This window comes from Aliidongia dinghuensis (assembly GCF_014643535.1).
GTDB classification, from domain to species: domain Bacteria; phylum Pseudomonadota; class Alphaproteobacteria; order ATCC43930; family CGMCC-115725; genus Aliidongia; species Aliidongia dinghuensis.
The window spans coordinates 146,205-168,876 of record NZ_BMJQ01000001.1; the positions used below are offsets into that span (position 1 = coordinate 146,205).

Annotated in this window: 25 protein-coding genes; 4 read left to right on the plus strand and 21 right to left on the minus strand. The window is 67.0% G+C overall.

Annotation, left to right across the window (positions count from 1 at the left end; genetic code table 11):
• Positions 1–11: 11 nt before the first annotated feature.
• From IEY58_RS00615 to modA, 4 genes are all read right to left on the minus strand, one after another.
• The gene (locus tag IEY58_RS00615; protein ID WP_189041356.1) at positions 12–740 is read right to left on the minus strand and encodes a site-2 protease family protein; all 729 of its coding nucleotides are present in this window, start codon (positions 738–740) and stop codon (positions 12–14) included.
• 5 nt (positions 741–745) lie between these two features.
• Entirely contained in the window at positions 746–1,675 is a 930-nt protein-coding gene (locus tag IEY58_RS00620; RefSeq protein WP_229743390.1) for a DUF2167 domain-containing protein, read from the minus strand.
• Between the two features lie 125 nt (positions 1,676–1,800).
• Entirely contained in the window at positions 1,801–2,436 is a 636-nt protein-coding gene (locus tag IEY58_RS00625; RefSeq protein ID WP_189041357.1) for a LysE family translocator, read from the minus strand.
• A gap of 84 nt (positions 2,437–2,520) precedes the next feature.
• The gene (modA, locus tag IEY58_RS00630) at positions 2,521–3,300 is read right to left on the minus strand and encodes a molybdate ABC transporter substrate-binding protein (protein WP_189041359.1); all 780 of its coding nucleotides are present in this window, start codon (positions 3,298–3,300) and stop codon (positions 2,521–2,523) included.
• Positions 3,301–3,448: 148 nt separating this feature from the next.
• Between modA and IEY58_RS00635 the strand changes: the two genes are divergently transcribed.
• Complete coding sequence (locus IEY58_RS00635) at positions 3,449–3,733, plus strand: DUF1330 domain-containing protein (protein ID WP_189041362.1); 285 nt, start codon at positions 3,449–3,451, stop codon at positions 3,731–3,733.
• Between the two features lie 57 nt (positions 3,734–3,790).
• On the opposite strand, the gene IEY58_RS00640 is transcribed toward IEY58_RS00635, so the two are convergent.
• Positions 3,791–4,489, minus strand: coding sequence for an SDR family oxidoreductase (locus IEY58_RS00640; RefSeq protein ID WP_189041364.1), 699 nt, complete (start codon positions 4,487–4,489; stop codon positions 3,791–3,793).
• Positions 4,490–4,570: 81 nt separating this feature from the next.
• The gene (locus IEY58_RS00645; protein ID WP_189041366.1) at positions 4,571–5,926 is read right to left on the minus strand and encodes a short-chain fatty acid transporter; all 1,356 of its coding nucleotides are present in this window, start codon (positions 5,924–5,926) and stop codon (positions 4,571–4,573) included.
• Positions 5,927–6,007: 81 nt separating this feature from the next.
• Between IEY58_RS00645 and IEY58_RS00650 the strand changes: the two genes are divergently transcribed.
• Positions 6,008–6,169, plus strand: a complete 162-nt coding sequence (locus IEY58_RS00650; protein WP_189041368.1) for a YciI family protein — start codon at positions 6,008–6,010, stop codon at positions 6,167–6,169.
• Positions 6,170–6,271: 102 nt separating this feature from the next.
• Here IEY58_RS00650 and pcaF read toward each other — a convergent pair whose 3' ends face one another.
• From pcaF to IEY58_RS00700, 10 genes are all read right to left on the minus strand, one after another.
• A complete protein-coding gene (gene pcaF, locus IEY58_RS00655) occupies positions 6,272–7,474 on the minus strand; it encodes a 3-oxoadipyl-CoA thiolase (RefSeq protein ID WP_189041370.1) in 1,203 nt (400 codons plus the stop codon).
• A gap of 16 nt (positions 7,475–7,490) precedes the next feature.
• A complete protein-coding gene (locus tag IEY58_RS00660; RefSeq protein WP_189041372.1) occupies positions 7,491–8,156 on the minus strand; it encodes a 3-oxoacid CoA-transferase subunit B in 666 nt (221 codons plus the stop codon).
• A gap of 11 nt (positions 8,157–8,167) precedes the next feature.
• Positions 8,168–8,848 carry a 3-oxoacid CoA-transferase subunit A gene (locus tag IEY58_RS00665; RefSeq protein WP_189041374.1) on the minus strand — a complete coding sequence of 227 codons (681 nt, stop codon included), beginning with the start codon at positions 8,846–8,848 and terminating at the stop codon, positions 8,168–8,170.
• A 124-nt stretch (positions 8,849–8,972) separates the two neighbouring features.
• Positions 8,973–9,749, minus strand: coding sequence for an IclR family transcriptional regulator domain-containing protein (locus tag IEY58_RS00670; RefSeq protein ID WP_189041376.1), 777 nt, complete (start codon positions 9,747–9,749; stop codon positions 8,973–8,975).
• A gap of 91 nt (positions 9,750–9,840) precedes the next feature.
• Positions 9,841–10,290 carry a hypothetical protein gene (locus IEY58_RS00675; protein WP_189041378.1) on the minus strand — a complete coding sequence of 150 codons (450 nt, stop codon included), beginning with the start codon at positions 10,288–10,290 and terminating at the stop codon, positions 9,841–9,843.
• A 292-nt stretch (positions 10,291–10,582) separates the two neighbouring features.
• A complete protein-coding gene (locus IEY58_RS00680; protein WP_229743391.1) occupies positions 10,583–11,344 on the minus strand; it encodes a DUF6065 family protein in 762 nt (253 codons plus the stop codon).
• On the minus strand, positions 11,341–13,074 hold the full coding sequence (locus tag IEY58_RS00685; protein ID WP_189041380.1) for a sensor domain-containing protein: 1,734 nt from the start codon (positions 13,072–13,074) through the stop codon (positions 11,341–11,343). The genes IEY58_RS00680 and IEY58_RS00685 overlap by 4 nt, the downstream gene beginning before the upstream one ends.
• Positions 13,075–13,159: 85 nt before the next feature.
• Positions 13,160–13,783 carry an SAM-dependent methyltransferase gene (locus IEY58_RS00690; RefSeq protein WP_189041382.1) on the minus strand — a complete coding sequence of 208 codons (624 nt, stop codon included), beginning with the start codon at positions 13,781–13,783 and terminating at the stop codon, positions 13,160–13,162.
• Positions 13,780–14,055: a DUF1488 family protein gene (locus IEY58_RS00695; RefSeq protein WP_189041383.1), complete on the minus strand. Its 276-nt coding sequence runs from the start codon at positions 14,053–14,055 to the stop codon at positions 13,780–13,782. The genes IEY58_RS00690 and IEY58_RS00695 overlap by 4 nt, the downstream gene beginning before the upstream one ends.
• 239 nt (positions 14,056–14,294) lie before the next feature.
• A complete protein-coding gene (locus IEY58_RS00700) occupies positions 14,295–15,281 on the minus strand; it encodes a 2-hydroxyacid dehydrogenase (RefSeq protein ID WP_189041385.1) in 987 nt (328 codons plus the stop codon).
• Positions 15,282–15,443: 162 nt separating this feature from the next.
• Here IEY58_RS00700 and IEY58_RS34275 point away from each other — a divergent pair, with 162 nt between their 5' ends.
• Both IEY58_RS34275 and IEY58_RS00710 read left to right on the plus strand, forming a co-directional pair.
• Entirely contained in the window at positions 15,444–16,142 is a 699-nt protein-coding gene (locus tag IEY58_RS34275; protein ID WP_229743392.1) for an SH3 domain-containing protein, read from the plus strand.
• Positions 16,139–16,933: a class I SAM-dependent methyltransferase gene (locus tag IEY58_RS00710; RefSeq protein ID WP_189041387.1), complete on the plus strand. Its 795-nt coding sequence runs from the start codon at positions 16,139–16,141 to the stop codon at positions 16,931–16,933. The genes IEY58_RS34275 and IEY58_RS00710 overlap by 4 nt, the downstream gene beginning before the upstream one ends.
• On the opposite strand, the gene IEY58_RS00715 is transcribed toward IEY58_RS00710, so the two are convergent.
• The 5 genes from IEY58_RS00715 to pnp form a co-directional block, all read right to left on the minus strand.
• A complete protein-coding gene (locus IEY58_RS00715) occupies positions 16,930–17,097 on the minus strand; it encodes a Flp family type IVb pilin (protein WP_189041389.1) in 168 nt (55 codons plus the stop codon). The genes IEY58_RS00710 and IEY58_RS00715 overlap by 4 nt on opposite strands.
• Positions 17,098–17,377: 280 nt before the next feature.
• Complete coding sequence (irrA, locus tag IEY58_RS00720) at positions 17,378–17,821, minus strand: iron response transcriptional regulator IrrA (protein ID WP_229743393.1); 444 nt, start codon at positions 17,819–17,821, stop codon at positions 17,378–17,380.
• 109 nt (positions 17,822–17,930) lie between these two features.
• A complete protein-coding gene (locus tag IEY58_RS00725; protein ID WP_189041397.1) occupies positions 17,931–19,328 on the minus strand; it encodes an NAD(P)H-dependent flavin oxidoreductase in 1,398 nt (465 codons plus the stop codon).
• A gap of 112 nt (positions 19,329–19,440) precedes the next feature.
• On the minus strand, positions 19,441–20,217 hold the full coding sequence (ugpQ, locus tag IEY58_RS00730; protein WP_229743394.1) for a glycerophosphodiester phosphodiesterase: 777 nt from the start codon (positions 20,215–20,217) through the stop codon (positions 19,441–19,443).
• 83 nt (positions 20,218–20,300) lie between these two features.
• Positions 20,301–22,427 (minus strand): polyribonucleotide nucleotidyltransferase, encoded by a 2,127-nt coding sequence (gene pnp / locus IEY58_RS00735; RefSeq protein WP_189041399.1) that lies wholly within the window; start codon positions 22,425–22,427, stop codon positions 20,301–20,303.
• Between the last annotated feature and the right edge of the window lie 245 nt (positions 22,428–22,672).

The window sequence follows — 22,672 nt, forward strand, 5'->3', positions numbered from 1 at the left end:
TGGGCTGGCCGTCAGTAACGGCCCTGATGCAGCGTCGTCAGCATGTCGTGGACGCTGTGCGTCATGATGCCGAGGAAGGCGGCGAGGCCGAGATAGAACAGGCCGTACTCGACCTTGAGGCCGATCGGCGTGCCGTAATAGGCTTGGTTTTCCGGCGCGTTCGGGTCGTAGCGCCAAGCCTTCATCACCGATGGGATCGACAGGATCGCGATCATGATCAGGAGCGGGCTCGGCCGATAGAGGGCGAGCGCCACCATCATCGGCGCGCCCAAGAGCCAGACGCGCGGGCTTAGGATCGCCGTCATCCGCCCGCCGTCGAGCGGCGACAGCGGCAGCAGGTTGAAGAAATTGAGAAAGAAGCCCGAATAGGCGACCGCGAGCAGGAGGGGGCTGTCGCTTTCGCGTGCCCAGAAATAGACGCCGGTCGCAGCCAGCGTGCCGATGAACGGGCCGGCGGCCGCGACATAGGCCTCGGTCTCGACGTTCATCGGCTGCGCTCTCAGCTGGATCCAGGCACCGACGAACGGGATGAAGGTGGGCGCGCCGACCGCCAGGCCGCGCTGGCGTGCCGCCAGATAGTGGCCCATCTCGTGGGCGAACAGCAGGCCGATGAAGCCCGCGGCATAGCGCCAGCCGAACAGCGACCCATAGACGGCGAGCGACAGCAGCATGGTGCCGGCGGTCGCCGCGACCTTGCCGAGCTTGAGGAAGCTCAGCAACAGGAACAGGAGCTTGATCATGCCGCTTACTCGTCCGCCGACGGCCGGCGCCGGAAGAAGCGCCGGATCGCGGCACTGATGCCAAGGAGCACGACCGCGGCAAGCTTCCAGACCTTGAGCACGAACACGCCAATCACGGCCAAGAGGCCCAGCTTCTTGACCGCGACCGCGCCGACCAGGGCGGCGAGACCATAGGCGGCAACCTTATCGGTCGAGCCGTCGAAATCCTCGTAGCGTTTGCCGGGCACATAGCCGAGGGCGGCCAGCAGCCCGCGGGCGATCGGCTTCTCTGCCTCTATTCTGCCGGAGTTGGTAAGAAGATTCAGGCTGAAATAGCCGTCGCGACCGAGCGCATAGGTGTTGTAGTTGACGACCTGCGGCTCATCGGCGGGGGCGTTCCGGATACGCCCGGACGCCGACCAGACCAGGCGCCGGTTGGCGGCGTCGTAGGTCGGCGGCTCGATCCAGCCGAGCACGTCCAATTCGGGATAGCCGTCGGCCGCGCGCTGCTTGTTGGTTGCCTCCGTGCCCTCGCGAATGTTGCTCAGCAGGTCATCGGCATTCCAGGTCTTGGCGTCGTCATCCTTGATGTAGCCTTCCTTGATGAAGTCGACGACGACCATCCATTGATCGTCGTCCCCGGTGCCGGTGACGAGGCCGACGAACGTATCCCCCACGCTGTTGCCGTAGGCATGCATGATGCTGCCGGCCTCGGCCGCCGGGATGAACACTTCGGACGCCGGCACCTGCAATTTGGCCTGATCCAGCAGCTTGACGGTGCCGGGTCCGCGGATCGCCACCTTCTCGGCCGCCTGCCAGGCCGCGTCGATCTCGGCCTGATGATCGGGCGCGCCGTCTGACGGTTGCTGGGCCAAGACCGGACCGGCGAGCATCAAGGACAGGACGAGGGCGAGCCCTGACAGGAGGCGACAAGCGCGCACGGGGCGGTGGGACAAGAGCGGCCTCGATGAAAGAATGCGGAAGCGGGGCGGCTTCGGCGGGCAGACCGACCCGCGATCATCTATGGCGATGGCGGCTGCTTTTCTCAATCGAAGATTGTCTTCGGGCACGCGCTCGCTGGTCAGTGCCGTTCTGCGGCGATGCGGATGCCGAGCCCGATCAGCACGGCACCCGTGACGCCCTCGACGGCGCGGCGCACGCCCGGCCGGCGCAGGAGGTCGCCGATCCGGGCGATCGCCACGGCATAGAAGGCGAGCCAGACGAAGGTCATCGCCGCGAAAATCAGGCCGAGGCTGAGCAGGCCGGTGAAGGTGGCGGCACCAGCCGGCACGAATTGCGGCAGCAGGCTCGCGAAGAACACTGTCATCTTGGGATTGCCGAGGTCGCTCACGATCCCCTGGCGAAATGCCGAGGCCGGCCCAAGCCGCGTCGCCCGTCGCGACGGGCCGGCCGACGGTGCCGCTGCTGACGCCGGCCGGATTGCCGTGCGGAGCGCCAGCGCGCCCAGATAGACGAGATAGACGGCGCCGGCGTATTTGACGGCGAGGAAGATCGGCTCCGATGCGAGCAGCAGGGCCACGATGCCGGCGCTGGTGGCAAGCGCCCAGATCGTCTGGCCCGCGGCAATGCCGGCCGCGGTCAGGATACCGCCCGTGCGGCCGCCCATGAGCGTGTTGCGAATGGTGATGGCCGTGTCCGGTCCCGGCGCCACGATGACCAGGACCGAAATGCCAAGAAACGCCAGGAAGGACGACATGCCGCCTCCATCGAGAGCCCGCGTGCCGTCAATTAGAACGGGTGGATAGGCCCGGAGGCAAGTCTCGTCGGTCGGCCCAGCGCCTCAGGCTGGCGGCACCAGCCGGGTGAAGCCCTGGCGGGTGAAGAACGGCGCGGCCGCGGCACCTTCCAGATATTCCAGGAACGGCTGCGCCTGCGGGCTGTGGCTCGCCTTGACGAGGGCGGCCGGATAGATCACCGGCGGGTATGAGGTGGCCGGGAACTCGGCCGCGACGCGCACGCCCGGGTCGGCCGCGGCATCGGTCGCATAGACGATGCCGAGCGGCGCCTCGCCGCGGCTCACCAGCGCCAGGGCCGCACGTACGCTTTCGGCCCGGGCGAGCTTCGGTTCGACCTTGGCCCAGAGCCCGAGCTTCTCGAGCGCGCTTTCGGCATATTTGCCGGCCGGCACCGATTGCGGGTCGCCGATCGCGAGCCGGCCGGACCCGATCAGTGCTGCGAGATCGGTGTCGGGGCCGATCGTGATCGCTCGCTTGTCATCCTTGGCCGCAACCAGCACCAGCCGGTTGCCGAGCAGGTCGACCCGGCTCTCCGGGCGGATGAGGTCGTGCTGGGCGATCTCGTCCATCCATTGCAGGTCGGCCGAGATGAACAGGTCGGCCGGCGCGCCGGCCTCGATCTGGCGCGCGAGCGGCCCGCTTGCGGCATAGGAGACGTCGATCTTGACGCCGGTGCGCTTGCCATAGTCGGCGATCGCGTCATCGAGCGCGTTCTTGAGGCTGGCCGCCGCGAACACCAGGAGATCGGCTGCGGCGGCAGGACGAGCGGTAAAGGCGGCGAGCAACGCCACCACGAGCAGGCCGAAACGGAACGGGCGACGCATGCAACCTCCGGGCTTCGATATGTTCCGGAAAATATATCGCTGATAAGGCAAAGGCCAAGGGCTACATGCGCTGTTGTTCAATCGTTCGGTTTGAGGCTCAACTGCACCGGTACGGCGCAAAGCCGAACGCACGACGTGGGAGCGAGACATGAAGGGGTATGTGATCGCCGAGATCGAGATCATCGACCAGAAGACCTATGACGAATATCGAGCCCAGGTGCTTCCTACCGTCGAAAGATACGGCGGCCGCTTTCTCGTCCGCGGCGGCAAGGCGGAGGCCCTTGAAGGCAGCGCCCCTGGGCGCGTTGTGGTTCTGGAATTTGCCTCTTATGACGCCGCAGCGGCGTGGTATCGCTCCGCGGAATATTCCCCGCTCGCGGCGCTGCGTCAGTCCGCGACGCGTGGTCGGCTGATCCTCGTCGAGGGCGCCTGACGGATCCGGGTCAGCCGCCGCCGATGATCGCGATAGGGCGGTGCCGTGCCGATCCTGTCAGGCACCCGCCGCGCCGACGGTCATGCCGCCGCAGACATAGAGCACCTGGCCGGTGACGAAGCCGCTGCGGGCGTCGAGCAGGAAGGCCGCGGCGTGGGCGATGTCCTCGGGCGTGCCGACGCGCCGGACCGGCACCGCATCGATGATCGCCTGGGTGCGCGGGCTGTCCGGCGGATTGGCCCGGTCGAACAGCTCGGTCCGGATCGGGCCCGGGCCGATGGCATTGGCGGTGATGCCGTATTCGCCCAGCTCCAGGGCCCAGACCTTGGCCATGCCGATAAGGCCCGCCTTGGTCGCGGCATAGACCGTGCGCAGCTCCTTGCCCAAGGCTGCCCGGGACGAGATATTGACGATGCGGCCGAACCGCGCCGCCTTCATGCCCGGCAGCAGCGCCTGCACGCATTGCAGGCTGCAGCGCAGGTTGAGCGAGACCACAGCCTCCAGGTCGGCGAAGCTCTGCTCCTCGACCGGGCCGGGTCGCACCACGCCGACATTGTTGACGAGCCGGGTGATCGGCCCGCCGGCGAGCGCCTCCTCGAGGGCCGCGGCGGTGGCCACCGGATCCGAGAGATCGGCGATGATGCCGTCGCCGTCGCGGTCGATGACGATGGCCTCGTAGCCCTCGGCCCGGCAGCGCTCGGCCGTGGCGTGGCCGATGCCGGAGGCGCCGCCGGTGATCAGTACGCGTTCCTTCATCTTCGTCCCCTCGAACAGTCGCGATCCGCGTCACGGGCGAGCCGAAAGCACCGCCTCCGGCACTCGCTCGCAGGAACCAGGTCATGCCAGCAGGAGCAGGGCGGCACCGTTGATGACGCCCGCGACCAGGAACGTGACCGTGGTGTAGCCGAGCACGCGCTGGATGCCGATGCCGGCCATGGCGACGACCGGCAGGGCCCAGAACGGCTGCAGCATATTGGCGACGTCCTCACCCATGGCGACGGCCAGGGTGGTCGCCGGGATGGACGCGTGCAAGGACACGGCTGCCGGGATGACGAACGGCCCCTGCACCGCCCAGTGGCCGCCGCCGCTCGGCACCAGGAAGGTGATGAACAGCGATGCGATGTAGCTCCAGAACGGCAGGCTGTGGGTGGTCGAGAAGGCAACGAAATATTTCGAGATGACCTCGGCCAGGCCGGTCGAGGTCATGATGCCCATGATGCCGCCATAGATCGGGTACTGCAGCATCATCGACCCGGTCTGCTTGGCGGCATTGCGCATGGCGGCCACATAGGCGACCGGCGTGCCGTGCAGTGCCAGGCCGAAGATCAGGAACAGGAAGATCATGGCGTTGATGTCGAGCGACACGCCGGTCTTCGACCAGGTCATGACGAGGTAGGCGGCACCGGCGGCGGCGATCAGCAGGCTGCCAATCATCGATTGTTCCAGCCGCTGAGCAATCGAGCCGTCGCGCTTGCCGGTGCCGGACGCCGCCGGCGCCTCGTCCGTCGGCGTGAAGGCGATAAGGTCCGCCTCGGCGGGGCGGATGGCGAGGAAGGCGATCGGCACAGCGATCACGATCAGCAGGGTCGGGATCACGTTGACCGGCGCGAAGATCGTCTGGTCGAACCCGATCAGGTTGCCGGTCAGCTTCTCGACAATGTTGAGCGCATTGCCGTGGGTCGCCTGGGCGAGCGCGATCGAGCCCGAGATGCCGCTGGCCCAGATCACCCAGCCGGAATAGGCCGCGGCTACGAGCCAGGCGAAATCGAGCCGCATCCGCTTCGCCACTTCGCGAGCCAGCAGCGCACCGATGACCAGGCCAAAGCCCCAGTTGAGCCAGGATGCGAGTGCTGCCAACAGGAAGGTCAGCACCACCGCCTGGGCCGGAGTCTTGGCCAGCGCGACGATCGCCTTGAGGCCCCGCTGCACCGGCGGGGCGTGCGCCAGCACGTGACCCGTGACCAGGATGAGGATCATCTGGAAGGCGAAGCCCAGGATGTTGAAGATCCCGGCATACCAGGAGGACAGGATGATCTCGGGCGTGCCGTGCGGGGCGAGGAGGGCGGCGAGGAGAGCGACGAAGACGGTCAGCGCGATCGCGATCACAAACGGATCGGGCATCAGCTGCTCGAACAGGTAAACCGACAGCGACACGAGACCGCGCCGACGGGGTTCCTCTACGGCAATTGTCATCTGCTTGGCATCCTCCAGCTTTGCTTGCTTGTTTCGAACGGACGGGCGGCGCGTGCCGCCTTGTCAGCGAAAAGGATAGCAATGCCCTACATCATCGAGACGTGGGACAAACCGGGCCAACATGCCGTGCGGCAAAGTGCGCGGCCGGCACATCTCGCGTTTCCGGAAGTGCGCAAGGTGCTGCTGCTCGCGCGCGGCGGCCGAGGTCTATCCCGACCGCAGGAATTTCTGGCGATCGCCTGACATCCGGTACAGACGCATCCGGTGCCGACGCATCTGGTCCTGACGCATCTGGTCCTGACCGGCCATAGGCCCCGCCTGCGCGCGCCGGCGGGGCCGAGCTTGTTAGACGCGCTCGATCAGGGCCGCGATGCCCTGGCCGACGCCGATGCACATGGTCGCGACCGCACGCTTGCCGCCGCGCGTCTCGAGCCCGTTGACCGCGGTCAGGGCAAGGCGTGCGCCCGACATGCCGAGCGGGTGGCCGAGAGCGATCGCGCCGCCATGGGGATTCACGTGCTCGGCCGCATCGTCGAGGCCGAGGTCGCGGGTTACGGCCAGCGCCTGGCTCGCGAAGGCTTCGTTGAGCTCGATCAGGTCGATGTCGCGGAGCTCGAGGCCGTTCCGGGTCAGCAGCTTCTTCGTCGCCGGCGCCGGGCCGAAGCCCATGATGCGCGGCGCGACGCCGGCCGTCGCCATGGAGACGATGCGGGCGCGCGGCGTCAGCCCATGTTTGCGCGCCGCCGCCTCGCTCGCGATGATGAGCGCCGCGGCACCGTCATTGACGCCCGACGCATTGCCGGCCGTCACCGTGCCGGGATTGCGGAACGGCGTCTTGAGCTTCGCCAGCCCGTCCAACGTCGTGTCGCCGCGCGGATGCTCGTCCAGCCCGACGATCGTGTCGCCCTTGCGGCCCTTGATCGTGATCGGCGAGATCTCGCGCGCGAAATAGCCGGCTTCCTGCGCCGCCTTGGCGCGCTGCTGGCTGCGGTAGGCGAACGCGTCCTGATCCTCGCGCGAGACATTGAACTGCTCGGCAACATTCTCGCCGGTCTCGGGCATGGAATCGACGCCGTACTGCGCCTTCATCAGCGGATTGACGAAGCGCCAGCCGATGGTCGTGTCATAGATCTGCGCGTCGCGCGAGAAGGCGCTATCGGCCTTGCCCATGACGAACGGCGCGCGCGTCATGCTTTCGACGCCGCCGGCCAGCACCAGCTCCGCGTCGCCCGCCATGATCATGCGCGCCGCGGTGCCGACCGCGTCGAGGCCGGAGCCGCACAGGCGGTTGATCGTGCCGCCGGGCACGCCGACCGGCAGGCCGGCCAGCAAAAGCGCCATGCGCGCCACGTCGCGATTGTCCTCGCCCGCCTGGTTGGCGCAGCCCATGTAGCAATCGTCGACCGCGGCCCAGTCGACCGACGGGTTGCGCTCGACGAGCACACGCAGCACGTGGGCCGCCAGATCGTCGGCGCGCACGTCCTTGAGGGCGCCGGCATAGCGGCCGATCGGTGTGCGCGTGAAATCGCAGATGAAGGCGTCAGCCATGGTTCGTTTTCTCCCCTTACGCGCGTTGCAGCTTGGCGTCGGTCCGCGCCTGGAGCGCATCGAATGTGAGGCCAGGCACCATTTCCCGCACAATGAACCCTTCTGGCGTCACGTCCAGGACCGCGAGATTGGTATAGACCCGGGTCACGACCCCAAGGGCGGTCAACGGGTAGGAGCAGCGCTTGACCAGCCGGGGCTGGCCGTCCTTGGTCGTGTGCTCCATGACGACCCAGAGCCGCTTGGCGCCGGCCGACAGGTCCATGGCGCCGCCGACGGCCGGGGCGCTGTCGTTGACCGAGGTCGCCCAGTTGGCGATGTCGCCATTCTCCGCGACCTCGAACGCGCCGAGCACGCATAGATCGAGATGACCGCCGCGGATCATGGCGAAACTGTCGGCATGGTGGAAATAGCTGCCGCCGGGATTGAGCGTGACATGCTGCTTGCCGGCATTGATCAGCCAGGGGTCGACCGCCTCCTTGGGCGGCGCCTTGCCCATGCCGAGCAGGCCGTTCTCCGAATGGAAGATGACTTCCCGATCGGCGGGGACGTGATCGGCGACCAGGGTCGGCACGCCGATGCCGAGATTGACGTACCAGCCTTCGGGGATGTCGGCGGCGACACGCGCGGCCATCTGCGGCCGGGTGAGAGGCGTGAAGTCGGCGGTTTCGGATGGGTGGGACATGGTTCGCTCCGTCACGCCTGCGGGTCGCCGTAGGGAATATGGATGACCCGATCCACGAAGATGCCGGGTGTCACGATCGCTTCGGGGTCGATCTGGCCCAGCTCGGCCATGTGCTGGGTCTGCACGATGGTGCGCTTGGCCGCCGTCGCCATGACCGGGTTGAAGTTCCGGCCGCTCTTGCGGAAGGTCAAGTTGCCCCAGCGATCGGCGGTCCATGCCTCGACCAGCGCCACGTCGCCGCGCAGGGCATATTCCAGGATATAGCGCTTGCCGTCGATCTCCCGCTCCTCCTTGCCCTGGGCGAGCTGGGTCCCGACGGCCGTCGGTGTATAGAAGGCCGGCACACCTGCGCCGGCGGCGCGCAGCCGTTCCGCAAGCGTGCCCTGCGGCACGATCTCGAGCTCGATCCGGCCGGCCTTGTAGAGCTCCTCGAACACGACCGAGCCGGCGCTGCGCGGAAAGCTGCAGATGATCCGGCGCACCCGGCCCAGCTCCATGAGGCGGGCGAGGCCGACGTGGCCCGTGCCGGCATTGTTTGCGACGACTGTGAGATCCCGGGCGCCCTGTTCGATCAGGCCGTCGATGAGCGCATTCGGCTGCCCGACGGCGCCGAAGCCGCCGACGAGCACGGTGGCGCCGTCCTCAACGCCCGCCATGGCCTCGGCCATGCTGCGCACGGTTTTATCGATCATGGCTCTGGCTCATCGGCATTCCTCCGGCTCGATCGCGGGCGTGATAATTTGTCCGCATAGCGGTCATTTCGACCGCACTTCGGACAAATTTGTGGCCGACGCGGAGCCGCGTCAAGCCCTCCGCTCAGCCGATGAGAAGCTCGCGCATCTCCGCGGCCGCTGTACGCAGCACCGGCAGGCAGGATTCTTCCAATTCCGCGAGGCTGATGCGCGCAGCCTGGGCACCGATGTTCAGGGCAGCAGTCACGCTGCCCGACGCGCATCGGACCGGCACCGCGATCGAGCGCAGTCCCGGTTCGAGCTCCTGGTCGACGATGCAGTAGCCCTGCCGGGCGACGCCGCCGATCAGCGCTGTGAATGCATCGGGATTGACCACCGTGCGCTCGGTATAGGACACGAGCGGCGTATCGCGCAGCCATTGCTGCAAGTCTTCGGCCGGCAGGGCGGCGAGCAGAACGCGCCCCATTGCCGTGGCCGCGGCCGGCAGGCGCGAACCGACACCGAGATCGACGGCCATGATGCGGCCGGTCTGGACGCGGGAGACATAGACGATCTCCGCACCGTCCAGGATGCTGAGCGAACAGCTCGCGTTCAACTGGCGGCTGATGCGCTCGAGGAAAGGGCGCGAGACCCGGGGCAGGGGGGTCGATCCCAGGTAAGCATTGCCGAGCGCCAGCACCTTCGGCGTCAGGTGATAGAGCCTGCCGTCAGACTCAACGTAGCCGAGGGCGCCGAGCGTCAGCAGGAAGCGCCGGGCGGTGCCGCGTGACAGCCCGGCGCGCTGGGCGAGCTGGGCCAGGCTGAGCCCGGACTCACTGGTGCCGCATACCTGAAGCACCTCGAGCCCGCGGGCGAGTGCCGTGATGAAGTCCCTGTCGGTCGGGCCGATTTTTGCGTCCATGGGCGCTAGATAGAATGAGCACCGCCGCGCTGCCAAGTGTCGGATCGACGGGCGGGTGTTGGGGGCGCGGTCACGCGAAGCGTCAACGCCGTCAGCCGTCATTTCCCCCGTCGAGCGCCAGCTTCACATGCACGGGTTGCGGCATGTCCGAGGGAGGCCGGCCGATCGCGTGCCGTTCGAGGATCGCATGCAGATCCGCGTCGGCTTGCCGGTCCTGGAGCGGCTGAAACTCGAGACGCGCGACCTTGCCTTCCGCATCCACCCACACTTGAATGAAGAGAGCGTTTGATTGAGAGCCCTCGACGACCCTGGTCTTGAGGAACTGGCGGAAGCGATCCGCTGTCGGGTCATCGGCTTCCAGGCGTGCCTTGAACTGGTCCTGGACCAGTTGGGCAAACTGAGCCCACGAAGCCGGTACGGCCTGAGCCGGATGGTGGGCGGTCGGATGGTCGTCGTGCGTGCGGAAAGGGGGCGTGTAAACGACGGATGACGGCCGGAGTGCGAGCATCACGACGCCGCCGGCCAGGAATACGGCAACCAACAACAAGAATCGGTTTAGACGCCCATCCATTTCCGACAGTTTCCACAACTACGGCTTCGGCTTCGCGGCGACGGATCGCGTCGCCGCCGTTGGCCGTTTCCGAAGCTCCTGCCTATAAGACACTTTCGGCGATCCAAAAGCGAAGCACCGCGGGTGCTTTTTCTTGTGCCCGCTGCAACGGCGAGAGAATCGTGACCGGATCGGCGCCACCGTAGGATGGCTGTCAAGGCTCCGATCGCCGCGGCGAGCGCTGTCGGCGAATCGCCTGACGCTGTCCCGGAGCGGCGACGGCCTACTTGAACTCCTTGAGCTTGAGCTTGGTCCGGTGGTCGGCTGGTGCCGTGCCGAAGCCGGTATCGACGCCGCGGAAATAGTCCTTCTGCCATTTGGCCGCTTGTGCTGCGGAGCCCGGAACCTGCAGTTCCTTGTTGAACTGGGCGCGGTCGGCCGACCATTTCGTGTAGGCGTCGAGCACCTCGGGATCTTCCGCCATCGACCGGAACTCGGGTTCGACCCGCTCGACGAGGCCGCGCTCGATCGGGAACAGGCAGCAGAACGGCTCGCCCTCGGCGAAGGTGATCGGCTGATTGGCCCGGGTGAACTTCCAGTTCATGGTGAAGGTGAAGGGCGACCAGTCGGTCTCGACCACGCCGCTCATCGGCTGGATCGCGTCCTTGAACATGTTGGTCGGCCCGCCGACCCACAGGTCATAGCCGGGCTCGGTGCGGAACAGGCCGGTGACGTGGAAGGTCAGGATACCCTGGCCGAAATGGCTGAGCGCGGGGGGCGTGGTGCCGCTGGTGCTGGGGCTGGTGATGACCGCGTCGGTGCCGGCGCCGCCGGTCCAGAAGGCGGCGAACCCGACCGGGTTCAGGATCTGCCAGCCGTGCGAATTGGCGATGTTAAGCGGCAGGCAGCGATAGGCGAAGCCCTCCGGCGTCGCCGACATCCAGTCGCGCTCGACCGGCGCCGTGCGGATGAGCGGCGGCGCGCCCGATGTCGGATAGCAGATGAGGCGCATGGGCGGCGGCGATTGGGCCTTCTCGTCGCTCATTGCGGCACGGCCGGTGCCACGGTTTCGATCAGGCCGCGCGCGGTCGGGATCGGCGCCGGATGGCGCAGCAGCTCCACCGCCTCCTGGGCCGGCACCGGTCGGCCGGTGAGGAAGCCCTGGACGACCCGGCATTTGAGCGCGCGCAGCACGGTCAGCTGCTCGCGCGTCTCGACGCCCTCCGCGACCACGTCCAGCCCCAGCTCGGCGGCAAGCGAGATGATGGCGGAGGCGACGGCGCGGCTCGCCCGGTCCCAGTCGACATCCTTGGTGAAGGCGCGGTCGATCTTGAGCGTGGAGATCGGCAGGCGGTTGAGGCTGGCAAGGCTCGAATAGCCCGTACCGAAATCATCCATCGCCACCTTGATGCCGGCTTCGGTGAGCGACGTCACGATGCGGCAGACCCGGTCGAAGTCATCGATCATGGTGCTCTCGGTAATCTCGATCTCCATCAGCCCATCCGGCAGGTCGAACTGCTTGTATGCGGTCAAATGCTCCTCGAGCAGGTCGCCCAGGAACTCGCGTGGCGAGACGTTGATCGCGATCGGCACCGGGTGGAGCCCGGCGTCGAGCCATTCGCGCTGGTGGCGGCCGACCGCCTCGAACACCCAGCGGGTCAAGGGGCCGATCATGCCCGCCTCCTCGGCCAGATTGACGAAAGTGACCGGCGGCAGCATGCCGCGCTCGGGATGCAGCCAGCGCACCAGCGCCTCGAACCCGACCAGCCGATAGTCGGGCAGCGAGACCTTCGGCTGGAAATGCAGCACGAGCTCGCCGGCCGGAATGGCGCGGCGCAGGTCGGTCTCGAGGTCGAACCGATTCTTGGCGTTGCCGTGCAGGTCGCGGTCGAAGAAGGCGAAATGGTTGCCGCCCAGCTGCTTCGCGGTCTGCAGCGCCGCTTCGGCCGCGCGCATGAGCTCGCTCGGCTGGTAGCCGTCGTCGGGAAAGATCGAGATGCCGACGGACGCGGTCAGCTCGTGCGGGATGTCGTTGAGCCGGAACGGCGTGCGGCACAGGTCGAGCAGCCGGCCGGCTGCGCGATAGGCGCTCTCGGTGCTGAGGCTGGGTTCGGCGATCATCACGAACCGGTTGCCCGACAGGTGGCCCGCTACCTCGTGGCCATGGCGCATGAGGCCGATGCGCCGGCCGACCTCGGCCAGGAGCGCGTCGCCGGCGCCATGCCCCTGCGTCTCGTTGATCGTCTGGAACCGGTCGACGCCGAATGTCAGCACCGGCAGCTTGCGGCCGTCGGCGCGGGCGTTGTCGACCGCGGCCTCGATCAGGCTTTCGATGAGCGCGCGGTTGGGCAGGCCGGTCAGCTTGTCGTGCGTCACCATGCGGGCGAGCTCGTGCTCGTGCTGCCGCGCATCGGTCACGTCGAGGCTGAGCCCGATCGTGCCGCGGTACCGGCCGTCCTTGTCGAACAGCGGCTGGCCGCGCACCTGGATCCAGCGATATTCCCCGTCGTATCGGCGGTTGCGGATCTCTGCGCGCAGGGGTTGATGGTTTTCGAGATGGTGGGCGAGCGACGCATCGAGCGGCACGAGATCGTCGGGGTGGATCGTCTCGCGCCAGCCGTTGTTCAGCAATTCCGCCGAACTCTTGCCGGTGAAGGCGAGAGTTGCCTGATTGACATAAACGCAGGCCTGATTCTCGTCGGTCATCCAGATCATGGCCGGGATGTTTTCCAGCAAGTGCCAGAGAAAATCGCGATCCAGCTCCGGTTCGCCCATGGGTTCTCTTTCCCCTCGCGCAAGGACGGCGGAGTCTATCTTCAATCCGGTAGGGAAATAAAGCAGCCTTGTCGGCTCTGGCGGTTCAAATCCTGCGGCCGAGATAGCGCACCACGGCCGACGGGCCGCGGTGCTTGCTCCCCTCAGCGAGAAGTACGGTGCCCTCGAGCAGCTCAACCGTTTCGAGCATCCTGAAATCGTCGGCAAGCGCCTCGGCATCGTAGAGCAGGGGGCGCTGCGTCAGGCCAGCCGACGGCGGGCTGCCTGCCGCCGGGTCAGCCTGGCGCCGCTGAAACGCCTCGACGAGCGCCAGGCCGCCGGGCCTGAGGCTCCTGGCCATCGCGCCATGGATGCGCCGGCGCTGCTCGACCGGGACATGGACGAAGATCTCGACCGCAAGGTCGAACCGGTCCTGCGGCCAGTCCCAGCGCGTCAGGTCGGCCACGATGGTCTCGATCCGGCAGCCGCGTTCATCCGCGAGGCGGCGCGCCTTGTCGAGGCCGACCGGCGAGATGTCGACAAGCGTCACGTCGAGGCCGAGGCGGGCGAGCCAGACTGCGTTGCGTCCCTCGCCGTCCCCGACCGCAAGCGCCCGCTGCCCGGCGGCAAAGCGATGGGCCTGAGACAGCAGATAGGCGTTGGGCTCCGTGCCGAACAAATAATCCTCGGACGCGTAGCGCGCATCCCACAGCGCCTGCTCGTCGCTCACTGCTTCAGATCCGCGATCGAGAGATCGATGTTGCCGTCGGGCGAGAGGCGGCGCTCGCGGATGCGGCGCTCGACCGCCTGCTCGAAGCGGGCGCGTTCCAGGTGAAAGGCTTCGACGCAGGCTTCCGGCGTCGGGCTTACGGGCAGCAGGGACTGGAACAGGCTGCGTGGCACGCGGATTTGGCCGCGATATTCGCCGACCTCGACGGAGAAGACGACGGCGCGCAGTTCGTCATCCCATTCGGCATCGTCAGGGAAAGTGAAGATCGGCATGATGGCGAAGATGCCGTCATGCCGGCGCGCTGTCTAGCGGACGCGCTTAGTGCAGCACCATCAGCGTCAGGAAGCCGAAGAAGATGGCTGCGACGCCAGCCAGGCCGATCACATCCGCGAATTCGTGAAGCCGCTTCATGGGAACCCTCCTCAAGGGAACCGCGAAACGACTTATTTTCTCTCCGGTTCGCTCCGGAGGGAAGGCGGATTCGATTCCGCACTGCGGTATAATTGTAGGTCTAGAACATCGTCTCCAGCACGCGGTCCGGCGGCCGGTGGCCGTCGACGAAGGTCTTGATGTTGATGATGACCTTCTCGCCCATGTCGATGCGGCCCTCGATGGTGGCCGAGCCCATGTGCGGCAGCAGCACAACGTTCTGCAGCTTCAGGAGCTTGGGATTGACCGCCGGCTCGTGCTCGAACACGTCGAGTGCCGCGCCGGCAAGCTCGTCGGCGACCAGCATGCGGGTCAGCGCGTTCTCGTCGATCACCTCGCCGCGCGCCGTGTTGACGACATAGGCATGGCGCTGCAGCAGCTTGAGGCGCCGCGCCGATAGCAGATGGTATGTGGCCGGCGTGTGCGGGCAGTTGACCGAGACGATGTCCATGCGGGCCAGCATCTGGTCGAGGCTTTCCCAGTAGGTCGCCTCCAGCTGCGCCTCGACCTCGGGCAGGACGCGCCGCCGGTTGTGGTAATGGATCGACAGGCCGAAGCCCTTGGCGCGGCGGGCGAGTGCCGTGCCGATGCGGCCCATGCCGACGATGCCGAGCCGTTTCCCCCAGATGCGGTGGCCCAGCATGTGCGTCGGGCCCCAGCCGGTCCATTTGTCCGAGCGGATAAGCCGTTCGCCCTCGGACAGGCGGCGCGCAACCGCGAGGATGAGTGCCATGGTCATGTCGGCGGTATCCTCGGTCAGCACGCCCGGCGTGTTGGTGACCGTAATGCCGCGCTGGCGCGCCGAGGCGAGATCGATATGGTCGACGCCGGTGCCGAACGAGGCGATCAGCTTCAGCTGCGGGCCGGACAGTGACAACACGGCGGAATCGATCCGGTCGGTCACGGTCGGCACCAGCACCTCGGCGGTCTTGGCCGCCTCGATGAGCTCGGCCTGGGTCAGCGGCCGGTCGTCGAGATTGAGACGGGCGTCGAACAGCTCCATCATCCGGGTCTCGATCGGTTCCGGCAGCTTGCGCGTGACGACGACGATGGTGCGTTTTTTCTGCATGGAATTTCCCGTCCCGACGAGGCCCACCCCCCAAGGCCATATCAGCGGGCATCCATCTTTGTCCAGGCCTGCCGCAGCGTATGTTTCTCCTGAAGCGCCTGCTTGACCCGGACCGCCCCCGCGCTTAACAAGAATTTCGCTGGGGGTGAGTGGGAATTCAGGGTGGAACGGTCTGGTCTTTGGGGTTCCGTCGCCCGCGTGACGGCTGGGGTGATCGTGCTGGCAATGCTCGCTTGCGGCACAGGCCTCGCCGCCGACAAGATTCCACGCCCGAAGGTGAAGCCGCCGGTGCCGCCGGCCACCCAGCCAGCGCCCCCGCCCGCGGCAAACGCGCCCACTGCCAATGCTCCCTCTGCGACCGGCGGCGACGGCAAGACGCCGCCCGCCGCTGCAGACAAGCCCAAGGCCGACAAACCGGCGCGCTCCTCCCACGAGACCGGGCTGCCGACGCCGCGCTTTGCCTCCATGCGCAAGGGCGAGGCCAATCTCCGCGTCGGGCCCGGCTATCGCTTCCCGATCGACTGGGTGCTGACGCGCAAGGACATGCCGGTCGAGATCCTGGCCGAGAACGACGTCTGGCGGCAGATCCGCGACTGGGAGGGCACGGTCGGCTGGGTGCTGTCTTCGCAATTGAGCGGCCGGCGGATGGTCATCGTGAAGGGCCAGGTCGGCACGCTGCGCAGCGATCCGGCGGCGACCGCGGCGCCGGTCGCCCATATCGAGCCGGGCGTCATCGGCAAGCTCATGGAATGCCCGGTGCCGGGCGACTGGTGCCGGGTCGAGGTCGAGGACATCCGCGGCTGGATCCCCCGCAGCGAGGTGTTCGGCGTCTATCCGAACGAGGCCTATCCCGCGCCATGAGCGCCGCGCTCTCCGACGATATGTCGGCCAGCGAGTCGCTGGGCGATGAGTATGGCGATGCGGAGCTCTACGACGCCGAGAACGGCTGGGGGCCGGACGACGATTTCTACCACTCGCTCGCAGCCGAGACTGGCGGGCCGATCCTCGATCTCGCGTGCGGCACCGGTCGGCTCGCCCGCGCGCTGGCGGCGGACGGGCATCGCGTCGTCGGGCTCGATCTCGCCCCGGCCATGATTGCGCGGGCACGGGGGCTCGATCCCGAAGGCACCGTCGAATGGCATCAGGCGGACGCCACGCGCTTTGCGCTCGGCCGGCAGTTCCGTCTGATTGTCATGACGGCGCACGCGTTCCAGCATGTGCTGGGCGCCCAGGCGCAGGCGGCGCTGTTCGCGCGGATTACGGATCACTTGGCGCCTGACGGCATCTTCGCGTTCGAGACGCGCAATCCTGGCCAGCAGGACTATGCCGACGGCTCCGATTTCAAGCTCTGGCGCCGCTTCGTCGATCCGCGGCGCGGACCGGTCGAGGTCTGGGTGGCGTCGGCCCTCGATACGGTCACCGGGATCGACCATGTGACGCTGGTGCGCCGCTTCGCTGACGGCATGGAACGCCGGACGGCGGCGCAGCTGCAATACACCGCGGCCGCGACGCTGGAGGCGCGCTTGGGCCAGGCGGGGCTCGCCGTCGCGACGCGCTATGGCGATTTCGGTCGCGAGCCCTACGGCCCGGCGAGTCCTGAGATCGTCACGCTCGCCCGGCCGGCCGCAGCCGGCCGGCTGTTGCGGGATTAGATGCTGCCGCCGACGGTGGTGAAGATGCCGGCGAGGTTCGTGCCGAACGCCGTGATGCCGCCGATGATGGCGAGCGCGATCAAGGCTGCGAGCAGGGCATATTCCACGGCGCTGACGCCCCGCTGATCCGCCGACAGCTGGCGCAGGACAAGAAGAAGATTCATCAAAACGCTCCCGATTGATGTGCGAGCTTCACGCGTTCTCAAGGTCAACCGCGCAGTATTTCTTAAAACTTTTCGCGATTTTGCCGATACTGTTCCTAGGCAGTAGCAGGCTCCGCCTGCCACTCCAGCGTTATACTAGAGGGATTTTGTAAGCGGGCAATTAAGAGCTGCGAGAATTTTAGGTAAAACGCGGCAATGGCGTAGCAGCGGCCGAGCGAGGCGTCGGCCATTGGCGGATCTGTCGGGAAGTTCGGTCGGGCGCGGTCAGGCCCGGATGCAGTCAGGCCCGAGCGGGGCCGATGCGGATGATGACGTCGACGCGGCTGATCGCCGTGCCTTCGGGCGGCGTCGGCAGACAGGCGAGGCTGACGCTGGCGCCCGGGATGTCGAGCAACTGGCCCGTGCCCTCGACGTAGAAATGATGATGGTCGTCGGTGTTCGTGTCGAAGTATGAGCGGCCGGGCTCGATCACCACTTCGCGCAGCAGGCCCGCTTCGGTGAACTGGTGCAGCGTGTTGTAGATTGTCGCGAGCGACACCTTGATGGCGCTCATGCCGGCTTCGCCGTGCAGTTGCTCAGCCGTGACGTGGCGATGGCCGGCGTCAAACAACAGGCTCGCCAGCGCCAGGCGCTGGCGGGTCGGACGCAGGCCCGCCGCCTTCAGGCGCGCGGGCACGGCCTGGTCATGGGACGGGCGAGGCATCGTCGGGGCGATGTCGGTCATGGACATGCCTCCAATATGGTCACGATTTCGCCGCAAGGGAAGCATTCATGCCATGTGCCCCGCGCGACGAGCCCATGTAAGGTCGAAAGATCGCGCGGGGTTCCGGCCATCAGGCACCCGTCTGGAGCCGTTCGATCAACTGCCCCACGGTCGGCACGAAGCCGTCGGCGTAGAACGGATCGCTGCCGAAACGATAGGCATTGTGCCCGGCGAACATCAGGTTGTGGTCGATCTCGTCCGAGTGGCTGATGCCCTGCAGCGTCTTCTGGATGCAGAAGGAGCGCGGGTCGGCCTTCTTGCCGGTGGTGCCGCTCTCGCCCTGCGACCAGTTGGAGAAGCCGCAGGCCGACAGGCAGCCCATGCAGTCGATCTGGTCCGTGCGGATCTGCTCGGCCGAGGCCGGCGTCACGAAGACGAGCGTCGAGTCCGGCGTGCGCATGGCTTCGGTATAGCCCTCGGCGACCCAGCGCTCGGCATGTTCCTTGTCGTGCGGCGCCAGATAGACGGTGCGGCCGCGCGGACCGACCGAGAAGGCGACGCTGTGCTCGCCGACCGGCTCGACCGTATAGGCGACCTGGCGCTCCGAGCGGCGGGTGAGGTCGTTCAGGAACTCGTTCTTGACGCCCGAGGAATAGAAGCCGGTCGGGCTGAAGCGGTTGAGATAAACGTCGCCCTTCTTCAGGGTCAGGAGCCGCTTCTTCCAAGCGTCCGAGATCGGGCTTTCCTTGGTCAAGAGCGGGCGCGTGCCGAACTGGAACGCTATGGGCCCCAGTTCCGGGTTGTCGATCCAGTCCTCCCACTCGTCGAGGCGCCAGACGCCGCCGGCCATGAAGATCGGCGTGTCAGCGAGCCCGAACTCGCGCATCTGCTGGCGCAGCTCGTGCACCCGCGGGAAGGGCGGCTCCGGCTTTTCCGGATCCTCGGAGTTGGACAAGCCATTGTGCCCGCCAGCGAGCCACGGGTCCTCGTAGACGACGCCGCCCAGGAGTTCCGAGAATTTGTGATAGGCGCGCTTCCAGAGCGCGCGGAAGGCGCGCGCCGAAGACACGATCGGATAGTAATAGACACCGTACTCGGCGCAGATCTCGGCGATCTTGTAAGGCATGCCGGCGCCGCAGGTGACGCCGTGGATCAGGCCTTTCGCCCCTTCGAGCACGCCGTGCAGGATGCGCTCGGCCGCCGCCATCTCCCACAGCACGTTCATGTGGATGCGGCCGCGGCCGTTCGCGACCTCGTGCGCGATCCGCGCCTGCTGGATGCCGCCGCGGATGGAATAGGCGATCAGCTCCTCGTGCCGCTCGCGTCGCGTCTTGCCGTAGTAGATCTGCGCAATGGCCTGGCCGTTATCGTCGAAGGAGTCCGCGTTCACGCCCGAGAAGGTGCCGACGCCGCCGGCCGCCGCCCAGGCGCCGGAGCTCTCGCCATTCGAGACGGAGATGCCTTTGCCGCCTTCGACGAGCGGCAATACCTCGCGTCCAGAAATGACCAGCGATTTCAACGCCTTCACTGTTACCACTCCCAATCCCAATCCGTCCGACGCGGGGCTTAACGACGGCCCGGACGCGATCACATGTTGTTACAGAATTCTTGCCCCTTATATGGGCTTCCTCGCGAAAAAGCTAATCCCGCTCTTGCGCGGCATCGAATCGAGCCTGCGCCAGCGACAGAATCTGGTCCGGCGCGTCGGTGAAGACGCCGGAAACGCCCCAGCCGAACAGTTCCTCCGCCCGGCCGGCATGGTTGACCGTATAGCAGAAAAGCGGATAGCCGCCGCGGCGGATTTCCTTGGCCCGCGCGGCCGTGAGCGGCGTGTGGCCGCAATGGATCGTCGTCGCCTCGATGCCCCGGGCGAGCTCAAGCCAGTCGTCGCCGACGGTCTCGAGCAGCAGGCCGCGCGCGATCTCCGGTGCTGCGTCGTGCGCCACTTCGAGCGAGCGATAGTCGAAGCTCGACACCAGCGGTGCCGGCAGATGGCCGGGCCAGGCCTGGCGCAGCAGCGCCATCACCGCCGCCGCGGTTGCATCCTCCGCACCCGGCGAGGGCTTGAGCTCGACATTGGCGCCGAGTTCGAGCTCGGCCAGCAGGTCTATGACTTCCTCCAGCGTCGGCACGGTTTCGCCGGCGAAGCGCGGGTCGAACCAGCTGCCGGCGTCGTAAGACGCGAGCTCGGCCAGCGTCATGCGGCCAACCTCGCCCGTGCCGTCGGTCGTCCGGTCGATGAGGTCGTCGTGGATCACGACGCAGCGGCCGTCCGCCGTCAGATGCACGTCGAACTCGACCCATTGGACGCCCAGCGCCTTGGCGGCGCGGAAGCCGGCGAGCGTGTTCTCCGGCGCGTGCGCCGCGGCACCACGGTGGCCGACCACCTTCGGCATCCGGAACTGGGGCTGTCGCATCGAACCCTCCTCGAACGAGAAAGAGCGGCCGCAAGGTGCCGCGGCCGCTCTTCCCGGATCGTCAGCTCTAGGCGTCGGGCCGGCTATTCGCCGGCCGCGGCCTCCTCTTTCTTGGTGAGGTCGGCGCCGGTCGCCTGGTCGACCTGCTTCATGCTGAGCTTGACCTTGCCGCGGTCGTCGAAGCCCAGGACCTTGACCTTGACCTGGTCGCCGACATTGACGACGTCCGTCACCTTGCCGACCCGCTGCGGGGCCAGCTCGGAGATGTGGACGAGGCCGTCGCGCGAGCCCAGGAAGTTCACGAAGGCGCCGAAATCGACGGTCTTCACGACCTTGCCGTTGTAGATCACGCCCAGTTCCGGCTCGGCCACGATGCCCTTGATCCAGTCGATCGCGGCCTGCGAGGCGGCGGCATCGACCGAGGACACCTTGATCGTGCCGTCGTCCTCGATGTCGATCTTGGCGCCGGTCGTCTCGGTGATCTCGCGGATGACCTTGCCGCCCGAACCGATGACCTCGCGGATCTTCTCCTTGGGGATGGAGATGGTGGTGATGCGCGGTGCGTTGCCCGATACGGCCTCGCGGCCCGCGGTCAGCGCCTTGGCCATCTCGCCCAGGATGTGCTTGCGGCCCTCGAACGCCTGGCCGAGGGCGATCTTCATGATCTCCTCGGTGATGGACGTGATCTTGATGTCCATCTGCAGGGCGGTGACGCCCTTCTCAGTGCCGGCCACCTTGAAGTCCATGTCGCCGAGGTGATCCTCGTCGCCGAGGATGTCCGACAGGACCGCGAAGCCCTTGTCTTCCTTGATCAGGCCCATGGCGATGCCGGCGACCGGGTTCGCGAGCGGCGTGCCCGCGTCCATCAGCGAGAGCGAGGTGCCGCACACCGTCGCCATCGAGGACGAGCCGTTCGACTCGGTGATCTCCGAGACGACGCGCATCGTGTAGGGGAAGGCTTCCTTGGTCGGCAGCAGCGGATGGACGGCGCGCCAGGCGAGCTTGCCATGGCCGATCTCGCGACGGCCGGGCGACCCCATGCGGCCCGCTTCACCGACCGAGTAGGGCGGGAAGTTGTAGTGCAGCATGAAGTTTTCGCGGTACTCGCCCTCGAGCGCGTCGATGATCTGCTCGTCCTGGCCCGTGCCGAGCGTGGTCACGACCAGCGCCTGGGTCTCGCCGCGGGTGAACAGCGCCGAGCCGTGGGCGCGCGGCAGCACGCCGACCTCGACGCTGATCGGGCGGACAGTCTTGGTGTCGCGGCCGTCGATGCGGATGCCGGTCTCGAGGATGGCGCCGCGGACGATGTCCTTCTCGACATCCTTGAACAGCTTGCCCGCCAGCTCGCGCTCCGCCGAATCCTCGAAGATCGTCTCGAGGCGGTTCTTGACCGCCTGGATCTTCTCGTGGCGCGCCGTCTTCTGCTGCTCGGCATAGGCGGCGGTCAGGTCCGCGGTCACCGCGTCGCGCAGCTTCTTGTCGACGGCGGTCACGGCCTCCGGCAGCTCCGGCATCGGCCAGGGCTCCTTGGCGCACTGCTCAGCCAGGTCGATGATCGCGTTGATCACGTCCTGGTACGCCTTGTGGCCGAACATGACGGCGCCGAGCATCGTCTCTTCCGTGAGCTCGCTCGCCTCGGACTCGACCATCAGCACGCCTTCCTGCGTGCCGGCGACGACCAGGTCGAGCTGGCCGTTCTCGGTCTCGCCCGACTTCGGGTTCAAGACGAACTGGCCGTCGACGTAGCCGACGCGGGCGGCGCCGATGGGGCCCAGGAACGGGATGCCCGAGATGGTGAGAGCCGCGGACGCGCCAATCATCGAGACGATGTCCGGATCGTTCTCGAGGTCATGGCTCAAGACCGTGCAGATCACCTGGGTCTCATTCAAGAAACCCGGGGCGAACAGCGGGCGGATCGGCCGGTCGATGAGGCGCGAGACCAGCGTTTCCTTCTCGCTCGGACGGCCTTCGCGCTTGAAGAAGCCGCCCGGGATCTTGCCGGCGGCGAACGCCTTTTCCTGGTAATTGACGGTGAGCGGGAAGAAATCCTGGCCGGGCTTCACCTTGCGTGCGCCGACGGCGGTGCACAGCACGGTCGTGTCGCCATAGGTTGCCAAGACGGCACCGTCAGCCTGGCGGGCGATCTTGCCCGTCTCGAGGACGAGCTTGCGCCCGCCCCACATGATTTCCTTGCGGAAGACTTCGAACATTATGGGTTTTTCCCTTTTTCTAGATCCCGCGCGCGGCAAGGGCGCAAGTCCGACCTCTTGTGGCCGGCTCCAAAAATCCGCTGGGCAACGGTGCCCCGGATGGCCTGGCGGCGGGCGGGATCGGGTGTGTGGTAAAGCACCGGAAGTACCGCGGTGCGGCGGCGGGCTGGAAATCGCCCCAGCCCTCGGGACACGGCCGGCCTGGGCGATGCGAGGATGTAAGAAACCCCGGGCGCGGCAGGGGG

Coding starts and splice junctions, on each gene's coding strand:
- IEY58_RS00615 (WP_189041356.1), bottom strand. CDS start 740: ATGATCAAGCTCCTGTTCCTGTTGCTGAGCTTCCTCAAGCTCGGCAAG.
- IEY58_RS00625 (WP_189041357.1), bottom strand. CDS start 2,436: ATGTCGTCCTTCCTGGCGTTTCTTGGCATTTCGGTCCTGGTCATCGTG.
- modA (WP_189041359.1), bottom strand. CDS start 3,300: ATGCGTCGCCCGTTCCGTTTCGGCCTGCTCGTGGTGGCGTTGCTCGCC.
- IEY58_RS00635 (WP_189041362.1), top strand. CDS start 3,449: ATGAAGGGGTATGTGATCGCCGAGATCGAGATCATCGACCAGAAGACC.
- IEY58_RS00640 (WP_189041364.1), bottom strand. CDS start 4,489: ATGAAGGAACGCGTACTGATCACCGGCGGCGCCTCCGGCATCGGCCAC.
- IEY58_RS00645 (WP_189041366.1), bottom strand. CDS start 5,926: ATGACAATTGCCGTAGAGGAACCCCGTCGGCGCGGTCTCGTGTCGCTG.
- IEY58_RS00650 (WP_189041368.1), top strand. CDS start 6,008: ATGCCCTACATCATCGAGACGTGGGACAAACCGGGCCAACATGCCGTG.
- pcaF (WP_189041370.1), bottom strand. CDS start 7,474: ATGGCTGACGCCTTCATCTGCGATTTCACGCGCACACCGATCGGCCGC.
- IEY58_RS00660 (WP_189041372.1), bottom strand. CDS start 8,156: ATGTCCCACCCATCCGAAACCGCCGACTTCACGCCTCTCACCCGGCCG.
- IEY58_RS00665 (WP_189041374.1), bottom strand. CDS start 8,848: ATGATCGATAAAACCGTGCGCAGCATGGCCGAGGCCATGGCGGGCGTT.
- IEY58_RS00670 (WP_189041376.1), bottom strand. CDS start 9,749: ATGGACGCAAAAATCGGCCCGACCGACAGGGACTTCATCACGGCACTC.
- IEY58_RS00680 (WP_229743391.1), bottom strand. CDS start 11,344: ATGAGCGACGAGAAGGCCCAATCGCCGCCGCCCATGCGCCTCATCTGC.
- IEY58_RS00685 (WP_189041380.1), bottom strand. CDS start 13,074: ATGGGCGAACCGGAGCTGGATCGCGATTTTCTCTGGCACTTGCTGGAA.
- IEY58_RS00695 (WP_189041383.1), bottom strand. CDS start 14,055: ATGCCGATCTTCACTTTCCCTGACGATGCCGAATGGGATGACGAACTG.
- IEY58_RS00700 (WP_189041385.1), bottom strand. CDS start 15,281: ATGCAGAAAAAACGCACCATCGTCGTCGTCACGCGCAAGCTGCCGGAA.
- IEY58_RS00710 (WP_189041387.1), top strand. CDS start 16,139: ATGAGCGCCGCGCTCTCCGACGATATGTCGGCCAGCGAGTCGCTGGGC.
- IEY58_RS00715 (WP_189041389.1), bottom strand. CDS start 17,097: ATGAATCTTCTTCTTGTCCTGCGCCAGCTGTCGGCGGATCAGCGGGGC.
- irrA (WP_229743393.1), bottom strand. CDS start 17,821: ATGACCGACATCGCCCCGACGATGCCTCGCCCGTCCCATGACCAGGCC.
- ugpQ (WP_229743394.1), bottom strand. CDS start 20,217: ATGCGACAGCCCCAGTTCCGGATGCCGAAGGTGGTCGGCCACCGTGGT.
- pnp (WP_189041399.1), bottom strand. CDS start 22,427: ATGTTCGAAGTCTTCCGCAAGGAAATCATGTGGGGCGGGCGCAAGCTC.